Source organism: Terribacillus sp. DMT04 (assembly GCF_019056395.1).
Classification (GTDB): Bacteria; Bacillota; Bacilli; order Bacillales; family Amphibacillaceae; genus Terribacillus; species Terribacillus aidingensis_A.
This window is the reverse complement of record NZ_CP077639.1, coordinates 1,736,831-1,755,940: the sequence shown is the minus strand read 5'-3', so window position 1 is coordinate 1,755,940 and position 19,110 is coordinate 1,736,831. Positions and strand designations below refer to the sequence as shown.

The following is a 19,110-nucleotide window of genomic DNA, read 5'->3' as shown; positions in this document are numbered from 1 at the left end:
GAGGAGGACAATGTTTGCTTTATTAATTTCAATCATATGCTTGCTCCTTCTGCAGCTGATCTGGAATCTCTATAATAGTCGAACTTTCCCACAAGCATCTCAACATGTTCCAGCGCCAAGCAAGCAGCGATTGAGTGTGCTCATCCCTGCACGAAATGAAGAAGCAACCATTGGCCGGCTGCTGGAGAGTTTGATTGACCAGCAAGCTTACATAAAAGAAATACTGGTCTTGGATGACCATTCTAATGATCAGACCGCAACGATTGTTCGTCAATATGCGCATAAATTGCCTTTAACGCTGCTTTGTGGAAAAGAGCTCCCTCCTGGCTGGACAGGAAAGAATTATGCCTGCCAGCAGCTCGGCGAAAACGCGACGGGGGAGTGGCTTTTATTTTTGGATGCAGATGTGACCCTGGAAGCGAAAGGACTTCAGCGGCTGCAGCGTTATTTGGATGGCAGATTTAAGATGGTTTCAGCCTTTCCGAGACAGCGTGTTCATACGTTTATGGAGAAAATGCTTGTTCCTTTTATGCTTTTTTTAGTGATATGCCATTTACCAATCAAACAAGTGCAAAGAAGTGACGATCCTAAATTTGCAGCCGCTCATGGTGCTTTTATTTGTATTCACAAGCAAAGCTATCAAAATGCGGGAAGGCATGCCGCTATAAAATCTGCTATTGTCGATGACATGGCCTTGATGCGCTTGATGAAACAAGCAAAATCCCCGGTTGCCTTGCTTCGAGGGGAACAATTTGCCAGTATGCGGATGTATGAAAAGAATGCTGAGGTTTGGCTTGGATTTCGGAAAAACATCTTTTCCGGAACTGGCAACAATATTTTCTTAACGTTATTTATTTGTCTTCTTTATAGTGTGCTGTATATAATCCCGGTTGTATCCGCAATTATTGGTATCGTGAATGGTGATATGCAGACAGTGTTAATGGCTGCAGCTGCTTATGCACTCGGAGTACTGATTAACTATCATATTGCTTTTCAAGCAGGAATACAGAGATGGCTCTGTTTTCTTCACCCGCTTGCATGCAGCTTCTTCATCTTACTCGCGTTCGATGCCATACGTATTCATTGGCGAGGGGAAGGATACGAATGGAAAGGCAGGAGATATTATCAATGAGACGTGCTATTATCATCGGAGGAGGATTGGGCGGCCTTACTGCCAGCATTTATCTTGCGTATGCAGGCTGGCAAGTCCAACTCCTGGAGAAAAACAAAACACTCGGTGGAAAACTGCAGCAAGTCAATGCGGCGGGGTTTCATTTTGATTTAGGTCCAAGTACGATTACAATGAAACATATATTTGAACAAGTTTTTCAAGATACAGGGCGTAAAGCCGGTGACTATCTTAATTTTTATCCGATTACACCAATCGGGAAGAATTTCTTTCCGGATGGGTCGGTTGTGGAGTTGACAGCTGACGTGGAAGTGATGCAGGAGCAAATTGCTTCTTACAGCAAAGCAGACGCCAAAGCGTACCCAGCTTTCTTAGCGGAAAGTAAAAGGCTGTTCCAAATGTCAGAAGAGGCATTTCTCGAAAAGCCGCTATTTCTTTGGGAAGAAAAGCTGCAGCCGCAACTGCTGTGTGATTTCGCTCGCATCCGGCCTTTGCAAACATTTCAGTCTTTGCTGCGCCGTTACTTTCGTCATCCGAATACGCGGAGGCTTTTCGGCAGGTATGCGACTTATATTGGTTCCTCTCCTTATCAGGCACCTTCTATATTTGCGATGCTCGCTTTTCTGGAAACTGGAAAAGGTGTATATGGCATAACAGGCGGCACTTATCAACTCGTCGAAGCATTTGAAAAACTTGCTGCTGAGTTAGGCGTACACATTCAAAAAGAGACAGATGTGACGAGTATTCAGGTTAACCATGGTGCTGTAACCGGCGTGACGACAACCAAAGGTAATTACCCCTGTGATACGTTAATTGGCAATGGCGATGCAATCAGCTTATATAGCGGACTTGTGGATGCATCAGATCGGCCGCATGTTTCAGATACGAAACTAAAGAAATTAGAGCCTTCTTTATCAGGTTTTACGATGCTTCTTGGTGTGAAAAAGCAATACAGTCAATTAGCGCATCATAATGTATTCTTCCCAGAAGATTACCAAGCGGAATTTTCTTCAATTTTTAAAGACAAGCAATATGTGAAGGATCCAGCTTTGTATATTTGTTTCTCAGGAGCAGATGACCCAGATCTTGCACCAACCGGTATGAGTAATCTGTTTGTGCTGGCCAATGCGCCGTACCTGACAGGCATCAATCAATTACAGGATAAACAACAGTACAAAAGAAAGCTCATCCAGCAGCTTGAAACGAATGGGCTTACCGCGCTGTCAAACGAAATTATCTACGAGGAAGTGCAAACACCGAAAGATTTAGCCGTTCGTACTCGCGCATACAGAGGTGCTATTTACGGGATGAGTTCAAACAGCTTTGAGCAGGCATTTTTCCGGATCAGCAATAAAGACAAGCATATTAAAGGTTTATGGTTTGCCGGTGGATCAACGCATCCAGGAGGCGGCACACCAATGGTCACATTGAGCGGAAAGATGACGGCACAAGCCATTATAAAAGGATAGATGCAAAAAGCAGGGGGAAAAGGAATGACAGAAGGACAATCCATACATAATCGAAAAGATGAACATATACATATTACGTTAAATGAACAGGTTCAGGGAAAAGGGATTTCTACTGGATTTGAAAGGTATCGATTTGAGCATCAAGCATTGCCTGAGATCAGTTTTAAATCGATCGACACGTCGACAGTGTTTCTTGGCAAGCAAGTGAAAGTACCTTTTTTGATTAGCAGCATGACAGGGGGGACTCCGCGTGCTCATGAAATCAATCGCCATTTAGCCAAAGCTGCACAAGCAAAGGGTTGGGCGCTCGGACTTGGCTCCAGCCGCGTAGCATTGGAAAATAAAGAGGCAGCTGCCAGTTTTCAATTGCGTGAGGAAGCACCGTCTATTCCAATATTTGCTAATATTGGCGCCGTACAGCTGAATTATGGATACGCCGCTGCCGAATGTGAGCAGATCATCCAGATCACAGGAGCTGATGCTATTGTATTGCACTTGAACAGTATGCAAGAAATTTTCCAGGATGAAGGAGACACAGACTTTAGCGGCTTGTTAAGTAAAATTAGCAAAGTAACTGAGAAGTTGTCTGTGCCCGTTGGTGTGAAAGAAGTAGGGTTTGGTATTGCTCCCGATACGTGTTCGCAATTGATTGAAGCCGGGGTACAATTCATAGATACAGCAGGGGCAGGAGGCACTTCATGGATTGAAGTGGAGAAGTACCGTTCCCAAGACCCCATTAAGCAAAATGCGGCTTCTGCGTTCCTGGATTGGGGCATTCCTACAGCTGTTTGCGTCGAACAGCTTAGTAAGTTGTCCACACCGCCAGCATGTTTAATCGCAAGCGGCGGTATTACAAATGGTGCAGAGGCAGCAAAAGCGATAGCTCTTGGAGCCAACATGGCAGGATTTGGACGTTCAATCTTGCCGGAAGCTGTACAATCAGCGGATATGCTGATGGAACGATTCGAACAGCTGGAACTTGAACTGCGTATCAGTATGTTAGGTATTGGAGCCCAATCTATATCTGCACTGCAACATACGGATAGATTAATTAGAAGAAACGCCTGAAATATAGGTGGTTGTCATAGTACATGTTCCTTCCTCCTTTCATATCTTATAAAGAATCCAATACAGAAAGGGGAAAGAACATGCGCAGAAGACATCATTGCCCGCCGCATCCAGTGCACTGCGGGACGAAGACTGTCGTTGACCCTGTCATGAACAACGTACAACACACTTACTCTCAAGAGGTAATTGAGCATATACACCCTGTCCACACAACAGTGGTGAATCATCATAAAGTGAACAATGTTCATATGTACCCGCATACAACATCCTTCGCAAATGAAGAAACATGCGAAGAAACGCACCTAAGCCCTGTACACGACAACAAACCAATGCCTAATCCTTGTAAAGATTGCGGTCCGATGCCAATGCCAATGCAACAGCCAATGCCAATGCCGCAGCAAGTAAGCCCAGAAATGTACCAGCAGCCGATGCAGCAGCCGCAAATGGCTCCGAAACCAAAACCAACGCAAAAGAAATGGTATTAATCTGACAAAAGAGCTGGCGCAAGCCAGCTCTTTTATGTTTAGATAGTAACAGCAAGCAGATAGGAGAACATGTATCTAATGAAGAAATTATACGTCACAGGATACAAGCATTATGAAATGGGAATCTTTAAGATGAACGACCCTCGTGTCCACTATGTGAAAGAAACAATACGAGACAAGCTGCTCGGATTAATGGAAATCGGTTTGGAATGGGTGCTTTTATCCGGACAAACTGGTATCGAGTTATGGGCAGGGCAAATCGTGCTTGATTTAAAGGAAGCAGATTATGATATCCAGCTGGCGGTTATCCCGCCGTTTGATAACCAAGATGCACGCTGGTCAGAGGAACTGCAGGAAGCATATCAGGAACTGATTATGCTGGCGGACTTTTATCAGCCAATTTACGAAGGCGACTATAAGGGAGCTCACCAATTTAAAGCGCGGGATAAATGGATGTTATCCAAAACCGATGCGGCGCTCGTGATGTATGATGAAAATCAAACAGGCAGCGTGGACTTCTTTCTGAAGGAAGCGCAGCGTTATAAAGATTCACATGACTATGAGATTTATTATATGACTGCACTGGACTTACAGGACACGGTGGAGCGAGAACAGATGAATGATCCATCTTATTGGAACCAGACGTGAGTTGAAAATTGACATTCTGAGTTAGTTTTGAAAGAATATACTTATATACAATCGTATAAATGAGGTGAATTGTGTATGGCTTTGGCAAATATCCAACTAACACAAAAAGATATTTTTGAAAAAAACTTCAAAACCGGCATGCGCGGTTATAATCAAGATGAAGTTGACGAGTACTTGGACAAGATCATTCAAGATTATGAGACATTCCAAAAAGAAATCGATCGCTTAAAAAGTGAAAATGAACGACTGAGACAGCAGCAGTCGGGAGAGGGCAGACAATCCCGGTCCATCTTGCAGCAAAAGGAACAAACACCGCAGCAACCTGCTCCTGTACGAGAAACGCAGACGAATCACCAAGTCAATTATGATATTTTGAAACGTTTATCTAACTTGGAGAAAGCAGTATTTGGCAAGAAATTCGCTGAAAACGATGTTTGAGTCCGGACGGTCTTGACTATTAACGTCGAAACGTCTACAATAAGAAAGCAACTTTAATGAGTGTTTGAGTAATCGCTGCAGCAATGCAGAGGAAAGTCCATGCTCACACAGACTGAGATGTCTGTAGTGTTCGTGCTTGGCGAATTCATAAGCCAAGGTAGCATTATATGCTAACGGCAGGCAGAACGCCTAAGTCTTTGGATATGGCCGACATGTCTTGAAAGTGCCACAGTGACGTAGTCAGCTTGGAAACATGCTGAGTGGAACGAGGTAAACCCCACGAGTGAGCAACCCAAATGTTGGTAGGGGCACCCTTGATTATGGGAATTCAACCTAAAAAGGGACAGGCAATACGCTTGTAGATAGATGATTACTGCCGTTGTACGAGGCTGACCACCGCTCGCAGTGCATCGGTACAGAACATGGCTTACAGAACATTCATTTTGGTCCACTGTATACAACAAACAGCCCTTTCTAACTGGTTTCAGCTAGAGAGGGCTTTTTAATACATAAAAGCGAGGTTTTACATGATGAACAGGCAAGTGACCCTGATTGCAACAGCTGCAATGGGCTTAGAATCTGTTGTAGCACGTGAAGTGAAGCAGCTGGGCTATCAAGACGTAACAGTAGACAACGGAAGAGTGCTGTTCCAGGCAGATCCGTCGGCTATTGCACGCTGTAATTTATGGCTTCGGACAGCTGACCGAATTAAAGTGCTTGTCGGAGAGTTTAAAGCAACTACTTTTGATGAACTTTTTGAACAAACAAAGGATTTACCTTGGGAGACGTATATACAAGAAAATGGCGAGTTCCCAGTTATCGGAAAAAGCGTCAAGTCCACGCTATACAGCGTTCCTGACTGCCAGCGTATTGTGAAGAAAGCTGTCGTTGAACGGTTAAAGAAAAAATACGGTATTGCATCCTGGCTTGACGAATTAGGTCCTCGTCACCGTATTGAAGTTGCCATTTTGAAAGATACAGTAAGTTTGACATTGGATACGAGCGGTACTGGCTTGCATAAACGCGGCTATCGTGTCGGACAAGGCGAGGCGCCAATCAAAGAAACATTAGCTGCATCATTGGTGCTCTTGACAAATTGGCGCCCGGAATTTCCATTGCATGACCCGTTTTGCGGCAGTGGTACGATTGCCATTGAAGCTGCTTTAATTGGTCAAAATATCGCACCAGGGTTCAACCGCGAATTTGATGCGGAAAACTGGCACTGGATTAAATCTGACATTTGGGAAAAAGCGTTAGAAGAAGCAGAAGACTTGGCGAACTACGATCAGGAACTGCATATCTCAGGATCCGATATTGATCATAAAATGATTGATATTGCGAAACAGAACAGCATGGAATCTGGCCTTGGCGAATTGATTGATTGGAAACAGATGCAAGTATCCGATTGGAATCCTAGGCTTCATAATGGCTATATGATTACCAACCCGCCGTATGGTGAACGACTCGGAGATCGTCCTGAGGTAGAAAAAGCATATCGGCAGCTTGGCGGTATCATGCAGGAAAACCCTACTTGGAGCGGTTATATCCTGACATCACATGAAGGCTTCGAATCATGTTACGGAAAACAAGCGACGAAAAAACGCAAGCTATTCAACGGTTTTATTAAGACCGACTATTATCAGTATTTTGGTAAACATATCTGAAAAAGGGGAGCGGATAGTATGTCAGATGCAACACAGCAATATTGGGACTTAATACAGGAACAGAAAGCCTACGAAGAAGCAATAGCCCTTATGCATTGGGATTTGCGTACGAAGGCACCTAAAGCCGGTATGGAACAGCGGGCTGAAGCGATTGGTTATTTATCGCAGCAAGCACACCGCCTGTCTACATCTGACAGACTGAAAGAACTGATTGATGAACTGAAGCCAAGTGCAACGGATGATATTTTAGTGAAATCTTTGGCAGAAAGCGAAAAAGAATACGACCGTAATAAGAAAATCCCTGAAGCCGAGCATAAAGCCTATATTATGCTGCAATCAAAAGCGGAATCTGTGTGGGGAGAGGCGAGAGAAAAAGGCGACTTTAGCTTGCTTCAGCCTTATTTGGAAGAACTCGTTGCCTACAAAAAGAAATTCGCTTCGTACTGGAACCCTAATCAGCATGCTTATGATGTGCTTTTAGATCTTTATGAGCCAGGTATTACAATGAAGAAGCTTGATGAGGTATTCCCAGCGCTGAGAAAATCACTGACACAATTGCTGGAGCAGATTAAACAATCACCTGTGAAGCCGGATGTGAGCGTGCTGGAAACACACTTCTCCAAGGAGCAGCAAAAAGCATTTACCGTGGCTGTCTTGAAAAAAATGGGATATGACTTTGATGCGGGGCGACTGGATGACACGATTCATCCTTTCGAAATTACGCTGAATTCTAATGATGTCCGAATTACAACGCGATATGATGAAGAAGACTTCCGAATGGCTGTGTTTGGTACCATTCATGAAGGCGGGCATGCACTGTATGAACAAAATATCAGTGATAAATTAGCAGCTACACCGTTAGCTGGAGGCACGAGCATGGGAATCCATGAATCACAGTCTTTATTCTGGGAGAATTTCGTTGCGAGAAGTGAAGCATTTTGGAAAGGGCATTTCGAGGAATTTAAGACATACGCTCCTGCATCTCTGCAGGAAATCGATTTTGCTGCTTTCTATCAGGCGGTTAATGAAGTTAAAGCTTCTTACATTCGCATAGAAGCAGACGAATTGACTTATGCGCTGCACATCATGATTCGCTATGAATTAGAAAAAGCTTTGTTTAAAGATGAAATTACGGTTGCAGAGCTTCCAGAGATATGGAATAAGAAGATGAAAGAGTATCTTGGCATAGTACCGGAAAGTGATGCACAAGGCGTTCTGCAGGATATCCACTGGTCCGGCGGTGATTTCGGCTATTTCCCATCCTACGCTTTAGGCTATATGTATGCAGCGCAATTTAATAAAAAAATGCGAGAATCTCTGGATACAGACAGCTTAATAGAAGCAGGAGACTTTGCACCGATTAAACAATGGCTTACAGAGCAAATTCATCAATACGGAAAAGCGAAGAAACCCTTGGAATTGCTGCAAGATGTTACAGGCGAAGGATTGAACGCAGATTATCTTGTCACTTACTTGACGGAAAAATACAGCAAGATCTATCAACTATAATAAAAAAACGATGCAGAGAATCTGCATCGTTTTTTTAGCTTAATGCCTGTGCCATGTCTGGTACGTTCAAGTCAGCTTCTTTATAGATACCTTCTAGGTCAGACTGGAATGTATCGAAGTGTTTCTGAGCTGCGTCGAAGTTTGGCTCCGCTGCTGAAGCATCGATACTTTTGCTGATTTCCTCAAAATAAGATTTCAAAGAGTCAAGTGAAGTTGTATACGTTTCTTTTTGTTCGTCAGAAAGGTTGCTTTCCAACTTGTAATCAGCCAGTTTAGCTGCTCCTTCATCAGCGGCTTTCTTTGCAGATTCTGCCGCTGTGTTTAATGCAGCTTCTGTGGTAGCTTCGTCAGCTGCAGCAGCCTGGTAAGCTGAAATAGGCGCATAATAAGTGCTGAAATCAGCTGTAAAATCCATTTGTGTTTGAAGCAATTCTTTTTTAGTATCTGTTGTTTCCGTCTTTTCTGTCGTATCAGATCCGCTGTCTGATTTACTTTCTGAATCAGCGCTGGCACAACCTGTTGCAAGGATAGCTACGATAGCCATTGATGCAAACAAATACATTAACTTTCTCAAACTAACATCCCCTTTCGTATAGCTTTTTTAGTTTAATGCCAAATTTTTGAATTGTAAATACTTATGAGAAAAGTTAGTCAAATCTGAATAATCTAATAAATATGATAAACAGGAATTTTCGCTATTCTATTGAAACAGGTAACAAGAATGCTATAATAAGAGGCGGATTTTCTAATAAAGGAGCTTTTTTGCGCATGGTGAATAAACAAAGTTTGGCCTGTTTTCTGGATGATTTATGGGCGAAGGGTTTTAAATTAACAGATGAAGACATTCAATTTATTTACTTTGGCAAAAACTTTGCTAATGCATCTGATTGGAAAGTTATTTTTGCTGTCCAGGTAACGCTGCGGTTTCAACACGCGTTTGATGGCAGTTTCTATCTGAGTGTATTGGATTTAATGAAGGAAGACAATGTACAAACAAAAAAACAAGCAGAAGAACTGCTTGCTAATAAAGGATTACATCTTCAATCTCATTGAAGCTGCCGGATTGCTTCCCGTGCAAGCTGATCTGCTGCTTTGTTCTGTTTCTCTGGTATCCATTTAATGAAGAAATAGGGGAAACCACTGCTTAACTGTAGGATTTGCTCTAAAAGGGGCTGAAAATCCTTGTTTTTTGTATGCTCCTTATCAATGGCCTGTACAGCTGCCTGAGAATCAGAGCGCAAGGAGATAATCGCCTCGGGATGATCGTTCTGGCAAATTTCCAGCGCTTTGATGATAGCCCAGAACTCCGCTTGATGATTCGTCATCATGCCAAGCGGAACGCTGTACGTCTTGCGCATACCTTCATAGACGATGACAATACCAGCACCGCTTAACCCTGGATTACCGCTGGTAGCACCGTCGGTATATACCTCGATCAATACCCATTCCTCCTAATCTTCTATTTTACGAGACATACGCTTTGCTCCGTATAAAAACGGCGTGGAGATAATGCTGACAATGAATTTTAATACATAAGTCGAAATGAATATCTCAATCCACACAGACCATTCATATACGCCTGCAAATGCAATCGTACAAAAGACAAGTGTATCTATCAGCTGACTGAACATCGTACTGCCGTTATTCCGCACCCACAAGTATTTGTCATCTGGAAGCAGACGCTTAATGAGCGCATAGAGCCATACATCTAAATATTGACTAATTCCAAATGCAAGCAAGCTTCCAAGTGTAATGCGGGGAATAAAACCAAATATGGTGCTGAGGGATCCTTGGGCAAAGTCGCTCTCTGCTGGGTCAAACAAAAGCACACCTTGCATAATCAGCGTCATCGTGATCAAACTAGCGAACCCGAGTCCAACTACTTTTCTGGCTGCTTTCTTGCCATAGTTTTCATTCAGTATATCAGACGCTAAAAAGATTGTCCCGAACATAATGTTACCCATCGTTGCTGTTAAACCGAATAGTTCAATGGTTTTCGTTACCTGTATATTTGCCACAACTGTCGCCATCCCGACCCATACGAACAATCCAAGTCGTCCGAACAAACGATACATGACTAACAGCAGAATAAAATTTATAACTGCAAATACAATCCATAATATTTCGTTGTTCAATGCTGCTCCTCCTAGTTAAAATTACTTAGACAATGGAAGAGTATACGCTTTTTTCTAAGCCGATGCAACATTCGACAGTATTATAAAGAAAAGCGGCAACCCTATGGATTGCCGCTTATGTACAATATTATAGTTTTACTACGTTAGCTGCTTGGGGGCCTCTGTCTCCTTCGATTACTTCAAAGGATACTTCCTGACCTTCTTCAAGGTTTTTAAAGCCTTCTTCCTGGATGGCGGAGTAATGTACAAACACATCGTTACCGTCCTCAACTTGAATGAATCCGTAACCTTTTTCAGCGTTAAACCACTTGACAATTCCGTTTGGCATATTCCTTATCCTCCTAAAGACGTTTCACAGAAAACGTATAAAATTACAAAAAGACGTGCAAGAAATGAAAAAGGCAGTTTGTTAGAAGGGCGGAATACATGAGCTCTTCTAACAAGCTGCCGACGTTCTAATTCCGCTCATCTTGTTTGCTTGCCACCAATATAGCTTATTTTGAAAAATGCGTCAAGTAGGGAAAAACACAGATGCGATGGGAAAGTAACCGCTTTCCCATCAAGGAAAATAGTCTGCGAGATTGCTTATTACTCAAATATTGCGACATCTTCTCCTTATTTTCTGCCAGGAATCCTCATCGTTGAAGGGATTCTGCGATTCTATTACAATAAAAGAAATTAACGAAGGTCGAAAGGAGGAAAGTTATGGCGATTCAAGTCGGTGTGACAGGCTGGGGCGATCATGACAAGTTATATACAGAGGCAAAAGAGCGACAGCAGAAGTTAAAAACATACAGCACGCATTTTGATGTGGTAGAAATAGACGCATCCTTCTATGCCATTCAGCCGATGAGCAACTACGAAAAATGGACAGCCGAAACGCCGGCGGATTTCTCTTTCATTATAAAAGCGCATCAAGATATGACGGGACAGAGCAGGAAAAAGATGACGCGAGCAGAAGCTGCACGTTTATTTGAAGCTTTTCACTCCTCTATTCAGCCGGTCATTGAAGCAGACAAACTGGCCGCTATTCTTTTTCAATTTCCGCCTTGGTTTAAGGTCGAGAAGGCTAGTATCGATCGGCTTCGCTATATTCGGTCGTTGACAAAAGGGCTGCCGGTCGCCATTGAATTTCGGCATCAATCTTGGTATACAGAAGCCTATCGAACGCAAACGCTGCACCTTTTGCAGGAGTTGGATTTCATCCATACTGTCTGTGATGAACCGCAAGCGGGAAGTGGTTCTGTTCCAGCTGTTCCGATAGCTACGAACAAAGAAATGACACTCGTGCGATTTCACGGACGAAATGTCCATGGCTGGAACCAGCACGGAAGGGAAGACTGGCGGAAAGTTCGCTTTTTGTATCGTTATAATGAAGCGGAATTGAAAGAATGGCAAGCTGCAGCTTCCAGACTCGAGCAGTCCTGTAAACGCGTTGTTCTGCTATTCAATAACAATTCCGGAGGCGATGCGAGTGATAATGCGAAAGAAATGATGCAGCTGCTCGGTCAAAAGCTGCCAGATCCCCCGCCAGAACAGCTTCATTTATTTTGATTAGGAAGGATGTTGACTAGTGGAACAGGAAAAACAATTGGAAGAGATGGAGCGCTATGCGCATACTATCTTTCGAGAAGATGCAACGGGACATGACTTTTACCATATGAAACGGGTGGCAAAAATGGGCCGTAAGATAGCATTTAAAGAAGGTGCGGACCCGTTTCTAACGGAAGCTATTGGCTGGATGCATGATATTGGAGATCATAAACTGTTTGATCAGCCGGCAGATGCCATTGCTGAGGCGCAAGCATTTCTGCGAAGAATTGAATTGGAAGAAAGCACGATACGAGAGATTTTCCAAGTATGCAAGGATATATCATACAGCAAGGGGCGTATACCAGAAACGCTGGAAGGAAAAATCATTCAAGATGCCGACCGTTTGGATGCTATTGGTGCAATCGGAATTGCACGGACATTCGCTTTTGGCGGTGCTGCCAGCCGGCTTATTCATTGGCCGAATGATCCCAAGCAGTCGAGCATTCAGCATTTTTATGATAAACTATTAAAATTGAAAGAAACGTTACATACGGACACAGCTAACCAGATGGCCAAGAAAAGACATGCTTTCATGGAAAGTTTCCTAAATCAGTTTTTTGAGGAATGGGACATGCCGTGTGACGATATACGATAAAAGGAATGTGATAGTTGATGACAACCTCTGAACAAACTTATCTGGATTTATGCAGATATGTCTTAAATAACGGTACAAAAAAAGAAGATCGTACAGGAACCGGTACGGTCTCCGTATTCGGTTATCAAATGCGTTTTGATTTGAACCAAGGTTTTCCGCTCTTGACGACAAAACGTGTGCCTTTCCGCCTTATTGCAAGTGAACTGCTTTGGTTCTTAAAAGGAGACACAAACATTCGTTACTTGCTGGAACATAACAATAATATCTGGAATGAATGGGCGTTTAAGAACTGGGTCGAAAGTGAGGCGTACGATGGACCTGACATGACAGATTTCGGACGCAGATCATTGCAGGATGATTCTTTCCGCGCGGCTTATGATACAGAAATGAATAAGTTTAAGCAGCTCATTTTGACTGATGATGACTTTAGTGAAAAGTTTGGTCATCTGGGCGATGTATATGGAAAGCAGTGGAGAGGCTGGCAGACAACCAAAGGCGAGACAATCGATCAATTGCAAGACATAATTGAAATGATCAAGAAAAATCCAGATTCACGAAGATTGATTGTTTCCGCATGGAATCCAGAAGATGTGCCGACAATGGCATTACCGCCATGCCATACGATGTTCCAATTTTATGTTGCGGATAATAAATTATCTTGCCAGCTGTACCAGCGGAGCGGCGATATCTTCCTTGGCATCCCGTTCAATATTGCCAGCTATAGTTTGCTGACGCATTTAATTGCGAAAGAATGCGGTTTGGAAGTTGGAGAATTTATTCACACAATCGGAGATGCACACTTGTATACAAATCACTTGGAGCAAGTGGAAACACAGCTTAGCCGCACACCTAAACAATTGCCAACTCTGAAAATTAAAGACAGTTTCCGTTCGGTATTCGATGCTGCTATGGAAGACTTGGAAATCGTCGGCTATGAACCGCATCCAGCTATTAAAGCGCCAGTCGCAGTCTGAGGAGGAATACAATGATTTCTTTATTATTTGCAATGGATCAAAATCGCGGTATTGGATATAACAACGACTTGCCGTGGCGCCTTCCCAGAGATTTGCGCTTCTTTAAGGAGAAAACAACAAATCAGATTATTGTAATGGGAAGAAAAACGCTGGATTCGATGAATGGTGCGCTGCCTAACCGAACGAATGTTGTACTGACGAGAGATGATAATTTCGAGGCTGGTCAAGTGATTGTCTTGCATGATACAAAGGAAATAGAATCGTTAGCGGACAAGCATCCAAATCAAGAGATATTCGTTATCGGCGGAAGCGATATTTTTGCGCAAACAGTAAAAATAGCAGACCGTATTTATATGACGTATATAGATGAATCTTTCCCGGCAGATACTTTCTTTCCTGCTATTTCAATGGAAGACTGGCAGGAAACAGGGCGGGAAAAAGGCGAGAAGGACGAACGCAATCCATATGATTATTATTTCATCAAGTATGACCGAGTGAAGCGCTGAATGCTTTACGTGCTATTGCCGCCTGCTTGTTTCTTTCTTCTAATCGTACTGACAATTTATTATCCCGTTTGGAGGAACAAGAGCAAGTTCAAGAAAGAAGGTGAATAAATGCGATCTTTTTATCATTATATGATGACGCATCGCGGACGAAAGAAACCGACCGATGAGAGCCGTCTTGCTGACTGGATGTTCGGTGAACATAACTTCCCAAAGCACAGTTCTTCTTATGATGAGATTAGCGAATACCTAGAGTGGAACAGTCCGTTTCACGGATCTTTACAGGTATTCGACCGTCTGTGGAGCACTTATGAATCGTCGGAATAAGAGAATGATAGGAAGCTGGGAAATTACTATTTAAGCTTTATAAAAATCCAAACAACACTGCAATGAACAGCAGCGTTGTTTGGATTTTTTGCATTGGAAACGAAGCGGAGTTGTGTTAAGGGAAGCCTTCACTCCTGTAAGCAGTGTACGCAGAATCCTCGAAAATAAGAAGCAATCTTCTTGTCGGTGTCTACTTCAAGCTAGAGACAGCATCCCAGAAGGCTGCATGAAGAAGCGTAGATTTTTAATCATTGGGTTTTAGGATAAATTAATCTTGTATTGTCGCAGGCTCGTTTTTTATATCCTAATTTAGGTAAAATTTTGTCAAATATCATTGAAAGTTTACTTGTTTATTTATACTATGGAACTACGCAAGGTGGTGTCAGTTTATGGAAGGCGAAATGTTTGCATGGTGGTGGATTGTTCTAGCATATATTCTAGGTTCCTTGAATGGAGCTTATTATCTTGTGAAATGGAAGCAAGGAATTGATATACGAACGACTGGAAGCGGTAATGCAGGCGCGACAAATGCCGGAAGATCAATGGGGAAGAAAGGCTTTCTGCTCGTTCTTATATTTGATTTAGCTAAAGGCATGCTTGCTGTGCTGCTTGTCCATTGGAGCGGTGGAACAGAAGTTATCGCAGGTCTATGTGCTGTTGCGGCCGTATTAGGGCATATTTTCCCGATTCAGCTTCGTTTTCGCGGCGGTAAAGGAATTGCTGTGTCACTTGGAGCACTTGTAATCTTTTCTTATCAAGCAACCTTTCTCTTAATTGCCGTATTTCTATGTATCTATCTTTTCTTAAGAAGATTTAGTGCCTCAGGATTGCTCGCTTACGTGATTACAGCTGCACTGCTCCCGCTTTTACGGTTGGGCGTACTTACATTCGCAGTTTACGTTGTAGTGACTGTCCTTGTCCTAGCAGCACATCACACACATGTGAGAGCTGCCTGGAGTTATTTGCTATTACGTAACGAAAGGTGACTTACAATGAATTCGACACAATTACAGTATAAAATCGCAACAGAAACATGGGAATTCGAACAAATACACGCTCTGAATTATCGTACGTTTACAGAAGAAATTCCTCAGCATGAAGAGAATGAGGGACGCAGCCGAATCGATCGCTTTAATGAAGAAAATACATATATTATTGGGCTTGACGGACAAGTGGTCGTTGCTATGATTGCTTTTCGTTCGAATAGACCTTTTTCACTTGATCAGAAATTAGATAACCTTGATGATCTTCTTCCTCCGCATAAAGCCAAATGTGAAATTCGGCTGCTTGCTGTTGAAAAAGCTTATCGGAACAGCTTTGTTTTCTTCCGCCTTGCTGAGGCTTTGATTAACTATTGTCTAGATAATGGCTTTGACATGGCTGTTATTTCCGGTGTTATGCGGCAGCAAAAGCTCTACCGGCATATGGGATTCGTTCCGTTTGGTAGTTTGACTGGAAATGGAGATGCGCAGTTCCAGCCGATGTACGTGACGGAAAAATTGTTCCAGCGTAAAGCTCGGGCTTTTCAGCGAATACTTTCGAAGCAAGAACCTGTTAGCTTTCTGCCGGGACCTGTTCCTATGGCCGACGAAGTAAAGCAGGCGATGGGTCAGACTGCACGGTCGCATCGCGCGCCTGTTTTTATTGATCAGCTTCATCAGCTGCGTGACAAACTTAAAAAACTGACACATTCTTCACAGGTGCAAATTATGCTGGGATCGGGCACACTTGGAAATGATGCTGCAGCAGCTCAGCTTTCCCTTCTAAAACAGCACGGACTTATCCTCGTGAATGGTGAATTTGGTTTGCGACTGACAGATCACGCACAGCGGGCAGGACTATCTTTCACTACCTTGGAGATACCTTGGGGACAAGCATTTGATTATCAGCACATTTTAGCAGAAGCAAAGAAGCATCGTGTTGGATGGATCTGGGCTGTACATGCAGAAACGTCAACTGGTGTGCTGCAGGACTTGGATAAGCTGAAGCGAATCACCAAGCATATAGACAGCAAGCTTATCCTGGATTGCTGCAGCTCCCTTGGTAATATGCCCATTGATTTGAGCGATGTCTTTTTAGCAACCGCTGGAAGCGGCAAAGGATTGGCTTCTTACGCGGGGTTAGCATTCGTTTTCTATCATCATGAAATCAAAATCGCAAACAGCATTCCGCGTTATCTGGATCTTGGTCTTTACCATGAATATGAAAGTACACCATTTACACATTCTTCTAATCAGCTCGCGGCACTAACTGTAGCAATCAATCAATGGGAAAAAAAGAATATTATAAAGCAAGTTAGCTTGTTGACAGATAAACTTGTCAGCCTTTGCAATCAAAAGGGAATTTCCATTTTGGCAGACAACACATGCCGTGCTCCAGGTATACTGACAATCACCCTTCCTAAGGAATGCCGGTCCGAAACGGTTGGACGCATACTTGCGGAGAAAGGATTCCTGATCAGCTGCAATAGCAGCTACTTGATTGAAAACAATTGGGTGCAGTTAGCTGTTATGGGGCATCATGAAGAGAAGGATCTGGTTCGTGTCACGGAGGAACTTGCCAGCCTGATCGGAAAGAAGGAAACTATCACCCAATGAGATTTTTGTCCACTGTCAAAGGTTACTGCTCGGTTGGAGCGGTCCTTCTGTTATGTAAGATGTATCTAATAAGTATTATCTATTTCGACTTGCCATTATATGAACCGTTTGATTATATACAGTTGTTTTTTTCAAGTTTGTCGTCTGTCGCAGTGCTCGTGCTGCTGTTATACGTTTTTGCTCGTAAACTGCGAGCCGGCTCACTATTAATTCTGCATATAATCCTGACAGGCGTTCTCTACGGTAACTTACTGTATTTTCGCTTTTACATCGACTTTGTGACATTGCCTATCCTATTCCAATTCCAGAACGTCGGCGGTCTTAGCCAGAGTACAGTAGAATTGATGGACCCGCTAGATTTGGTGTTGTTTGCGGATACCGTTTTTCTGCTAATCTGGTGGCTGGTCAAACGGCCGAAACCGGTGCGTTTGACCTGGAAGAGAAAAGGAGTTTTTACTAGTGCTATTATCCTGCTTATTGGACTTAACATCGGCATTAGTCAAATTGGCGCTGGAGATCAGCATGATGGCAGCTTTAACCGTACTGCTAAGGTAAGTGAGCTAGGTCCGGTTTATTACCACGGATATGATATCTACCAAACTGTTCGCGCTGAGCTCAGCAGTGAATTTGCGTCAAAGAAAGATTATGAGAAAGCTGCTGCTTACCTGGAGCGCACCAACAAGGATATTCAGTCTGATTATTTTGGTGTTGCAAAAGGAAAGAATGTCATTCTTGTGAATCTGGAATCAACACAGCAGTTTGTGATGGGACGAAAAGTAAAGGATGAGGAGATTACCCCCTTCTTAAACAACTTAATTAAGGACAGTTTTTATTTCGATAATGTGTATCATCAAACTGCCCAAGGAAAAACGTCTGATGCTGAATTTATGTTTGATCAGTCCTTTTATCCGTTATCGAGCGGATCTGTTTATGTACGCCGTCCGGATAACGAATACGTATCCATGCCTGAAATACTAGCCAAGTCTGGTTATCATAGTGCTTCTTTCCATGGAAATGTCGCAAGTTTCTGGAATCGCGAAGAAGCATACGATGCATTTGGCTACAACGATTTTTTCTCAATGAATTCTTATGATGTAACGGAAGCAAACAGTGTGAACTACGGTATCAAAGATGGCGCATTCCTGGAACAATCCATGCCTTACTTAAAAAGTTTAAAAGAACCGTTTTACAGTAAGTTCCTGCTGCTGACAAACCACTTTCCTTTTATCTTGGATGATGAGGATATTATGCTGGATGATGCAGATACAGGTGTTGATGTAGTGGATCGTTATTTCCAGACTGTCCGTTATCAAGATGAAATGCTCAAGAATTTTTTTGAAGACCTGAAAAAAGCCGGCTTGTATGAAGACTCTGTTGTAGTTTTGATTGGAGATCATTATGGGATTTCCGAAAGTTATTATGACGGCATTGAAACTTACCTTGATGAGGAACTTTCCACACCGGAGAAACTTGATTTACAGCGGGTGCCATTGATTATTCACGTGCCTGGTGAGGAAGGAAAGGCCATTCATCATCCTGCCGGTCAAATTGATATTCAGCCAACAATCTTGCACCTGTTAGGCATTGATACAAATGCATATCCTCATTTTGGACAAGATCTGCTGGCAGATGATCGTAATTCTTTCGTTGTATTGCGAGATGGTGATTTTATTACAGAGGATGTAATCTACACAAGTCAGCTTTGTTACGACAGAGCGACATCTGAAAAAACGGATATGAGCCTCTGCGCTCCATTTTTTGAGAAACGGAATAAAGAATTGTATTACTCAGATGCCATTTTGAATGGTGATCTGCTGCGCTTTGCCAAATGATGTGTGTGTCCAGCCCTGCCAAGGCTGGACACTTTTTGCTTGTATGCAGATTCTGCTACTGCTGCATGCAGGAGCATCTTTTGTAAATAAAAAATATTTACATAATCTTTCCAACATGCTATTGTAAAAAAGGTTCAATTCATA

At 42.9% G+C, this 19,110-nt stretch carries 21 protein-coding genes and 1 other RNA gene; 18 read left to right on the top strand and 4 right to left on the bottom strand.

The genetic code is table 11. The features are described from left to right. Positions 1 to 10: 10 nt before the first annotated feature. From KS242_RS09285 to KS242_RS09245, 9 genes are all read left to right on the top strand, one after another. On the top strand, positions 11 to 1,132 hold the full coding sequence (locus tag KS242_RS09285) for a glycosyltransferase (protein WP_217321106.1): 1,122 nt from the start codon (positions 11 to 13) through the stop codon (positions 1,130 to 1,132). Then, a complete protein-coding gene (locus KS242_RS09280) occupies positions 1,129 to 2,598 on the top strand; it encodes a phytoene desaturase family protein (RefSeq protein ID WP_217321105.1) in 1,470 nt (489 codons plus the stop codon). The genes KS242_RS09285 and KS242_RS09280 overlap by 4 nt, the downstream gene beginning before the upstream one ends. Positions 2,599 to 2,622: 24 nt before the next feature. Continuing rightward, entirely contained in the window at positions 2,623 to 3,666 is a 1,044-nt protein-coding gene (fni, locus tag KS242_RS09275; RefSeq protein WP_217321104.1) for a type 2 isopentenyl-diphosphate Delta-isomerase, read from the top strand. A gap of 80 nt (positions 3,667 to 3,746) precedes the next feature. After that, complete coding sequence (locus tag KS242_RS09270; protein WP_217321103.1) at positions 3,747 to 4,151, top strand: CotD family spore coat protein; 405 nt, start codon at positions 3,747 to 3,749, stop codon at positions 4,149 to 4,151. Positions 4,152 to 4,229: 78 nt separating this feature from the next. Next, a complete protein-coding gene (locus tag KS242_RS09265; protein WP_217321102.1) occupies positions 4,230 to 4,799 on the top strand; it encodes an SLOG family protein in 570 nt (189 codons plus the stop codon). A gap of 75 nt (positions 4,800 to 4,874) precedes the next feature. Beyond that, entirely contained in the window at positions 4,875 to 5,237 is a 363-nt protein-coding gene (gene gpsB / locus KS242_RS09260; protein ID WP_217321101.1) for a cell division regulator GpsB, read from the top strand. A 60-nt stretch (positions 5,238 to 5,297) separates the two neighbouring features. After that, positions 5,298 to 5,672: RNase P RNA component class B (gene rnpB, locus KS242_RS09255), an RNA gene on the top strand. Between the two features lie 95 nt (positions 5,673 to 5,767). Continuing rightward, positions 5,768 to 6,901, top strand: coding sequence for a THUMP domain-containing class I SAM-dependent RNA methyltransferase (locus KS242_RS09250; RefSeq protein ID WP_217324115.1), 1,134 nt, complete (start codon positions 5,768 to 5,770; stop codon positions 6,899 to 6,901). Positions 6,902 to 6,919: 18 nt separating this feature from the next. After that, on the top strand, positions 6,920 to 8,410 hold the full coding sequence (locus tag KS242_RS09245; RefSeq protein ID WP_217321100.1) for a carboxypeptidase M32: 1,491 nt from the start codon (positions 6,920 to 6,922) through the stop codon (positions 8,408 to 8,410). Between the two features lie 34 nt (positions 8,411 to 8,444). On the opposite strand, the gene KS242_RS09240 is transcribed toward KS242_RS09245, so the two are convergent. After that, positions 8,445 to 8,984: a hypothetical protein gene (locus KS242_RS09240; RefSeq protein ID WP_217321099.1), complete on the bottom strand. Its 540-nt coding sequence runs from the start codon at positions 8,982 to 8,984 to the stop codon at positions 8,445 to 8,447. Between the two features lie 194 nt (positions 8,985 to 9,178). On the opposite strand from KS242_RS09240, the gene KS242_RS09235 reads away from it, so the two are divergent. Continuing rightward, positions 9,179 to 9,463, top strand: coding sequence for a DUF6123 family protein (locus KS242_RS09235; RefSeq protein WP_217321098.1), 285 nt, complete (start codon positions 9,179 to 9,181; stop codon positions 9,461 to 9,463). On the opposite strand, the gene KS242_RS09230 is transcribed toward KS242_RS09235, so the two are convergent. The 3 genes from KS242_RS09230 to KS242_RS09220 form a co-directional block, all read right to left on the bottom strand. Next, positions 9,457 to 9,849 (bottom strand): ribonuclease HI family protein, encoded by a 393-nt coding sequence (locus tag KS242_RS09230; protein ID WP_217321097.1) that lies wholly within the window; start codon positions 9,847 to 9,849, stop codon positions 9,457 to 9,459. The genes KS242_RS09235 and KS242_RS09230 overlap by 7 nt on opposite strands. 12 nt (positions 9,850 to 9,861) lie before the next feature. After that, complete coding sequence (locus KS242_RS09225) at positions 9,862 to 10,545, bottom strand: queuosine precursor transporter (protein ID WP_217321096.1); 684 nt, start codon at positions 10,543 to 10,545, stop codon at positions 9,862 to 9,864. A 127-nt stretch (positions 10,546 to 10,672) separates the two neighbouring features. Continuing rightward, positions 10,673 to 10,873 carry a cold-shock protein gene (locus KS242_RS09220; protein ID WP_077309081.1) on the bottom strand — a complete coding sequence of 67 codons (201 nt, stop codon included), beginning with the start codon at positions 10,871 to 10,873 and terminating at the stop codon, positions 10,673 to 10,675. 377 nt (positions 10,874 to 11,250) lie between these two features. Between KS242_RS09220 and KS242_RS09215 the strand changes: the two genes are divergently transcribed. The 8 genes from KS242_RS09215 (at position 11,251) to KS242_RS09180 (ending at position 18,966) form a co-directional block, all read left to right on the top strand. Beyond that, positions 11,251 to 12,099, top strand: a complete 849-nt coding sequence (locus tag KS242_RS09215) for a DUF72 domain-containing protein (RefSeq protein WP_217321095.1) — start codon at positions 11,251 to 11,253, stop codon at positions 12,097 to 12,099. 19 nt (positions 12,100 to 12,118) lie between these two features. Continuing rightward, complete coding sequence (locus KS242_RS09210; RefSeq protein WP_254391672.1) at positions 12,119 to 12,733, top strand: HD domain-containing protein; 615 nt, start codon at positions 12,119 to 12,121, stop codon at positions 12,731 to 12,733. A 17-nt stretch (positions 12,734 to 12,750) separates the two neighbouring features. Further along, positions 12,751 to 13,707: a thymidylate synthase gene (locus tag KS242_RS09205; RefSeq protein WP_217324113.1), complete on the top strand. Its 957-nt coding sequence runs from the start codon at positions 12,751 to 12,753 to the stop codon at positions 13,705 to 13,707. 11 nt (positions 13,708 to 13,718) lie between these two features. Continuing rightward, entirely contained in the window at positions 13,719 to 14,213 is a 495-nt protein-coding gene (locus KS242_RS09200) for a dihydrofolate reductase (RefSeq protein WP_217321094.1), read from the top strand. 108 nt (positions 14,214 to 14,321) lie between these two features. Next, positions 14,322 to 14,537, top strand: coding sequence for a YozE family protein (locus KS242_RS09195; protein ID WP_217321093.1), 216 nt, complete (start codon positions 14,322 to 14,324; stop codon positions 14,535 to 14,537). A 389-nt stretch (positions 14,538 to 14,926) separates the two neighbouring features. After that, positions 14,927 to 15,523 (top strand): glycerol-3-phosphate 1-O-acyltransferase PlsY, encoded by a 597-nt coding sequence (gene plsY, locus KS242_RS09190; protein ID WP_217321092.1) that lies wholly within the window; start codon positions 14,927 to 14,929, stop codon positions 15,521 to 15,523. A gap of 6 nt (positions 15,524 to 15,529) precedes the next feature. Continuing rightward, a complete protein-coding gene (locus tag KS242_RS09185) occupies positions 15,530 to 17,134 on the top strand; it encodes an aminotransferase class V-fold PLP-dependent enzyme (protein ID WP_217321091.1) in 1,605 nt (534 codons plus the stop codon). Further along, positions 17,131 to 18,966: an LTA synthase family protein gene (locus tag KS242_RS09180; protein ID WP_217321090.1), complete on the top strand. Its 1,836-nt coding sequence runs from the start codon at positions 17,131 to 17,133 to the stop codon at positions 18,964 to 18,966. The genes KS242_RS09185 and KS242_RS09180 overlap by 4 nt, the downstream gene beginning before the upstream one ends. Positions 18,967 to 19,110: the final 144 nt, after the last annotated feature.

Bases quoted from the DNA above. Each gene is read 5' to 3' on its own strand.
- KS242_RS09285 (WP_217321106.1), top strand. From the start codon at position 11: ATGTTTGCTTTATTAATTTCAATCATATGCTTGCTCCTTCTGCAGCTG.
- KS242_RS09280 (WP_217321105.1), top strand. From the start codon at position 1,129: ATGAGACGTGCTATTATCATCGGAGGAGGATTGGGCGGCCTTACTGCC.
- fni (WP_217321104.1), top strand. From the start codon at position 2,623: ATGACAGAAGGACAATCCATACATAATCGAAAAGATGAACATATACAT.
- KS242_RS09270 (WP_217321103.1), top strand. From the start codon at position 3,747: ATGCGCAGAAGACATCATTGCCCGCCGCATCCAGTGCACTGCGGGACG.
- KS242_RS09265 (WP_217321102.1), top strand. From the start codon at position 4,230: ATGAAGAAATTATACGTCACAGGATACAAGCATTATGAAATGGGAATC.
- gpsB (WP_217321101.1), top strand. From the start codon at position 4,875: ATGGCTTTGGCAAATATCCAACTAACACAAAAAGATATTTTTGAAAAA.
- KS242_RS09250 (WP_217324115.1), top strand. From the start codon at position 5,768: ATGAACAGGCAAGTGACCCTGATTGCAACAGCTGCAATGGGCTTAGAA.
- KS242_RS09245 (WP_217321100.1), top strand. From the start codon at position 6,920: ATGTCAGATGCAACACAGCAATATTGGGACTTAATACAGGAACAGAAA.
- KS242_RS09235 (WP_217321098.1), top strand. From the start codon at position 9,179: ATGGTGAATAAACAAAGTTTGGCCTGTTTTCTGGATGATTTATGGGCG.
- KS242_RS09220 (WP_077309081.1), bottom strand. From the start codon at position 10,873: ATGCCAAACGGAATTGTCAAGTGGTTTAACGCTGAAAAAGGTTACGGA.
- KS242_RS09215 (WP_217321095.1), top strand. From the start codon at position 11,251: ATGGCGATTCAAGTCGGTGTGACAGGCTGGGGCGATCATGACAAGTTA.
- KS242_RS09205 (WP_217324113.1), top strand. From the start codon at position 12,751: ATGACAACCTCTGAACAAACTTATCTGGATTTATGCAGATATGTCTTA.
- KS242_RS09200 (WP_217321094.1), top strand. From the start codon at position 13,719: ATGATTTCTTTATTATTTGCAATGGATCAAAATCGCGGTATTGGATAT.
- KS242_RS09195 (WP_217321093.1), top strand. From the start codon at position 14,322: ATGCGATCTTTTTATCATTATATGATGACGCATCGCGGACGAAAGAAA.
- plsY (WP_217321092.1), top strand. From the start codon at position 14,927: ATGGAAGGCGAAATGTTTGCATGGTGGTGGATTGTTCTAGCATATATT.
- KS242_RS09185 (WP_217321091.1), top strand. From the start codon at position 15,530: ATGAATTCGACACAATTACAGTATAAAATCGCAACAGAAACATGGGAA.
- KS242_RS09180 (WP_217321090.1), top strand. From the start codon at position 17,131: ATGAGATTTTTGTCCACTGTCAAAGGTTACTGCTCGGTTGGAGCGGTC.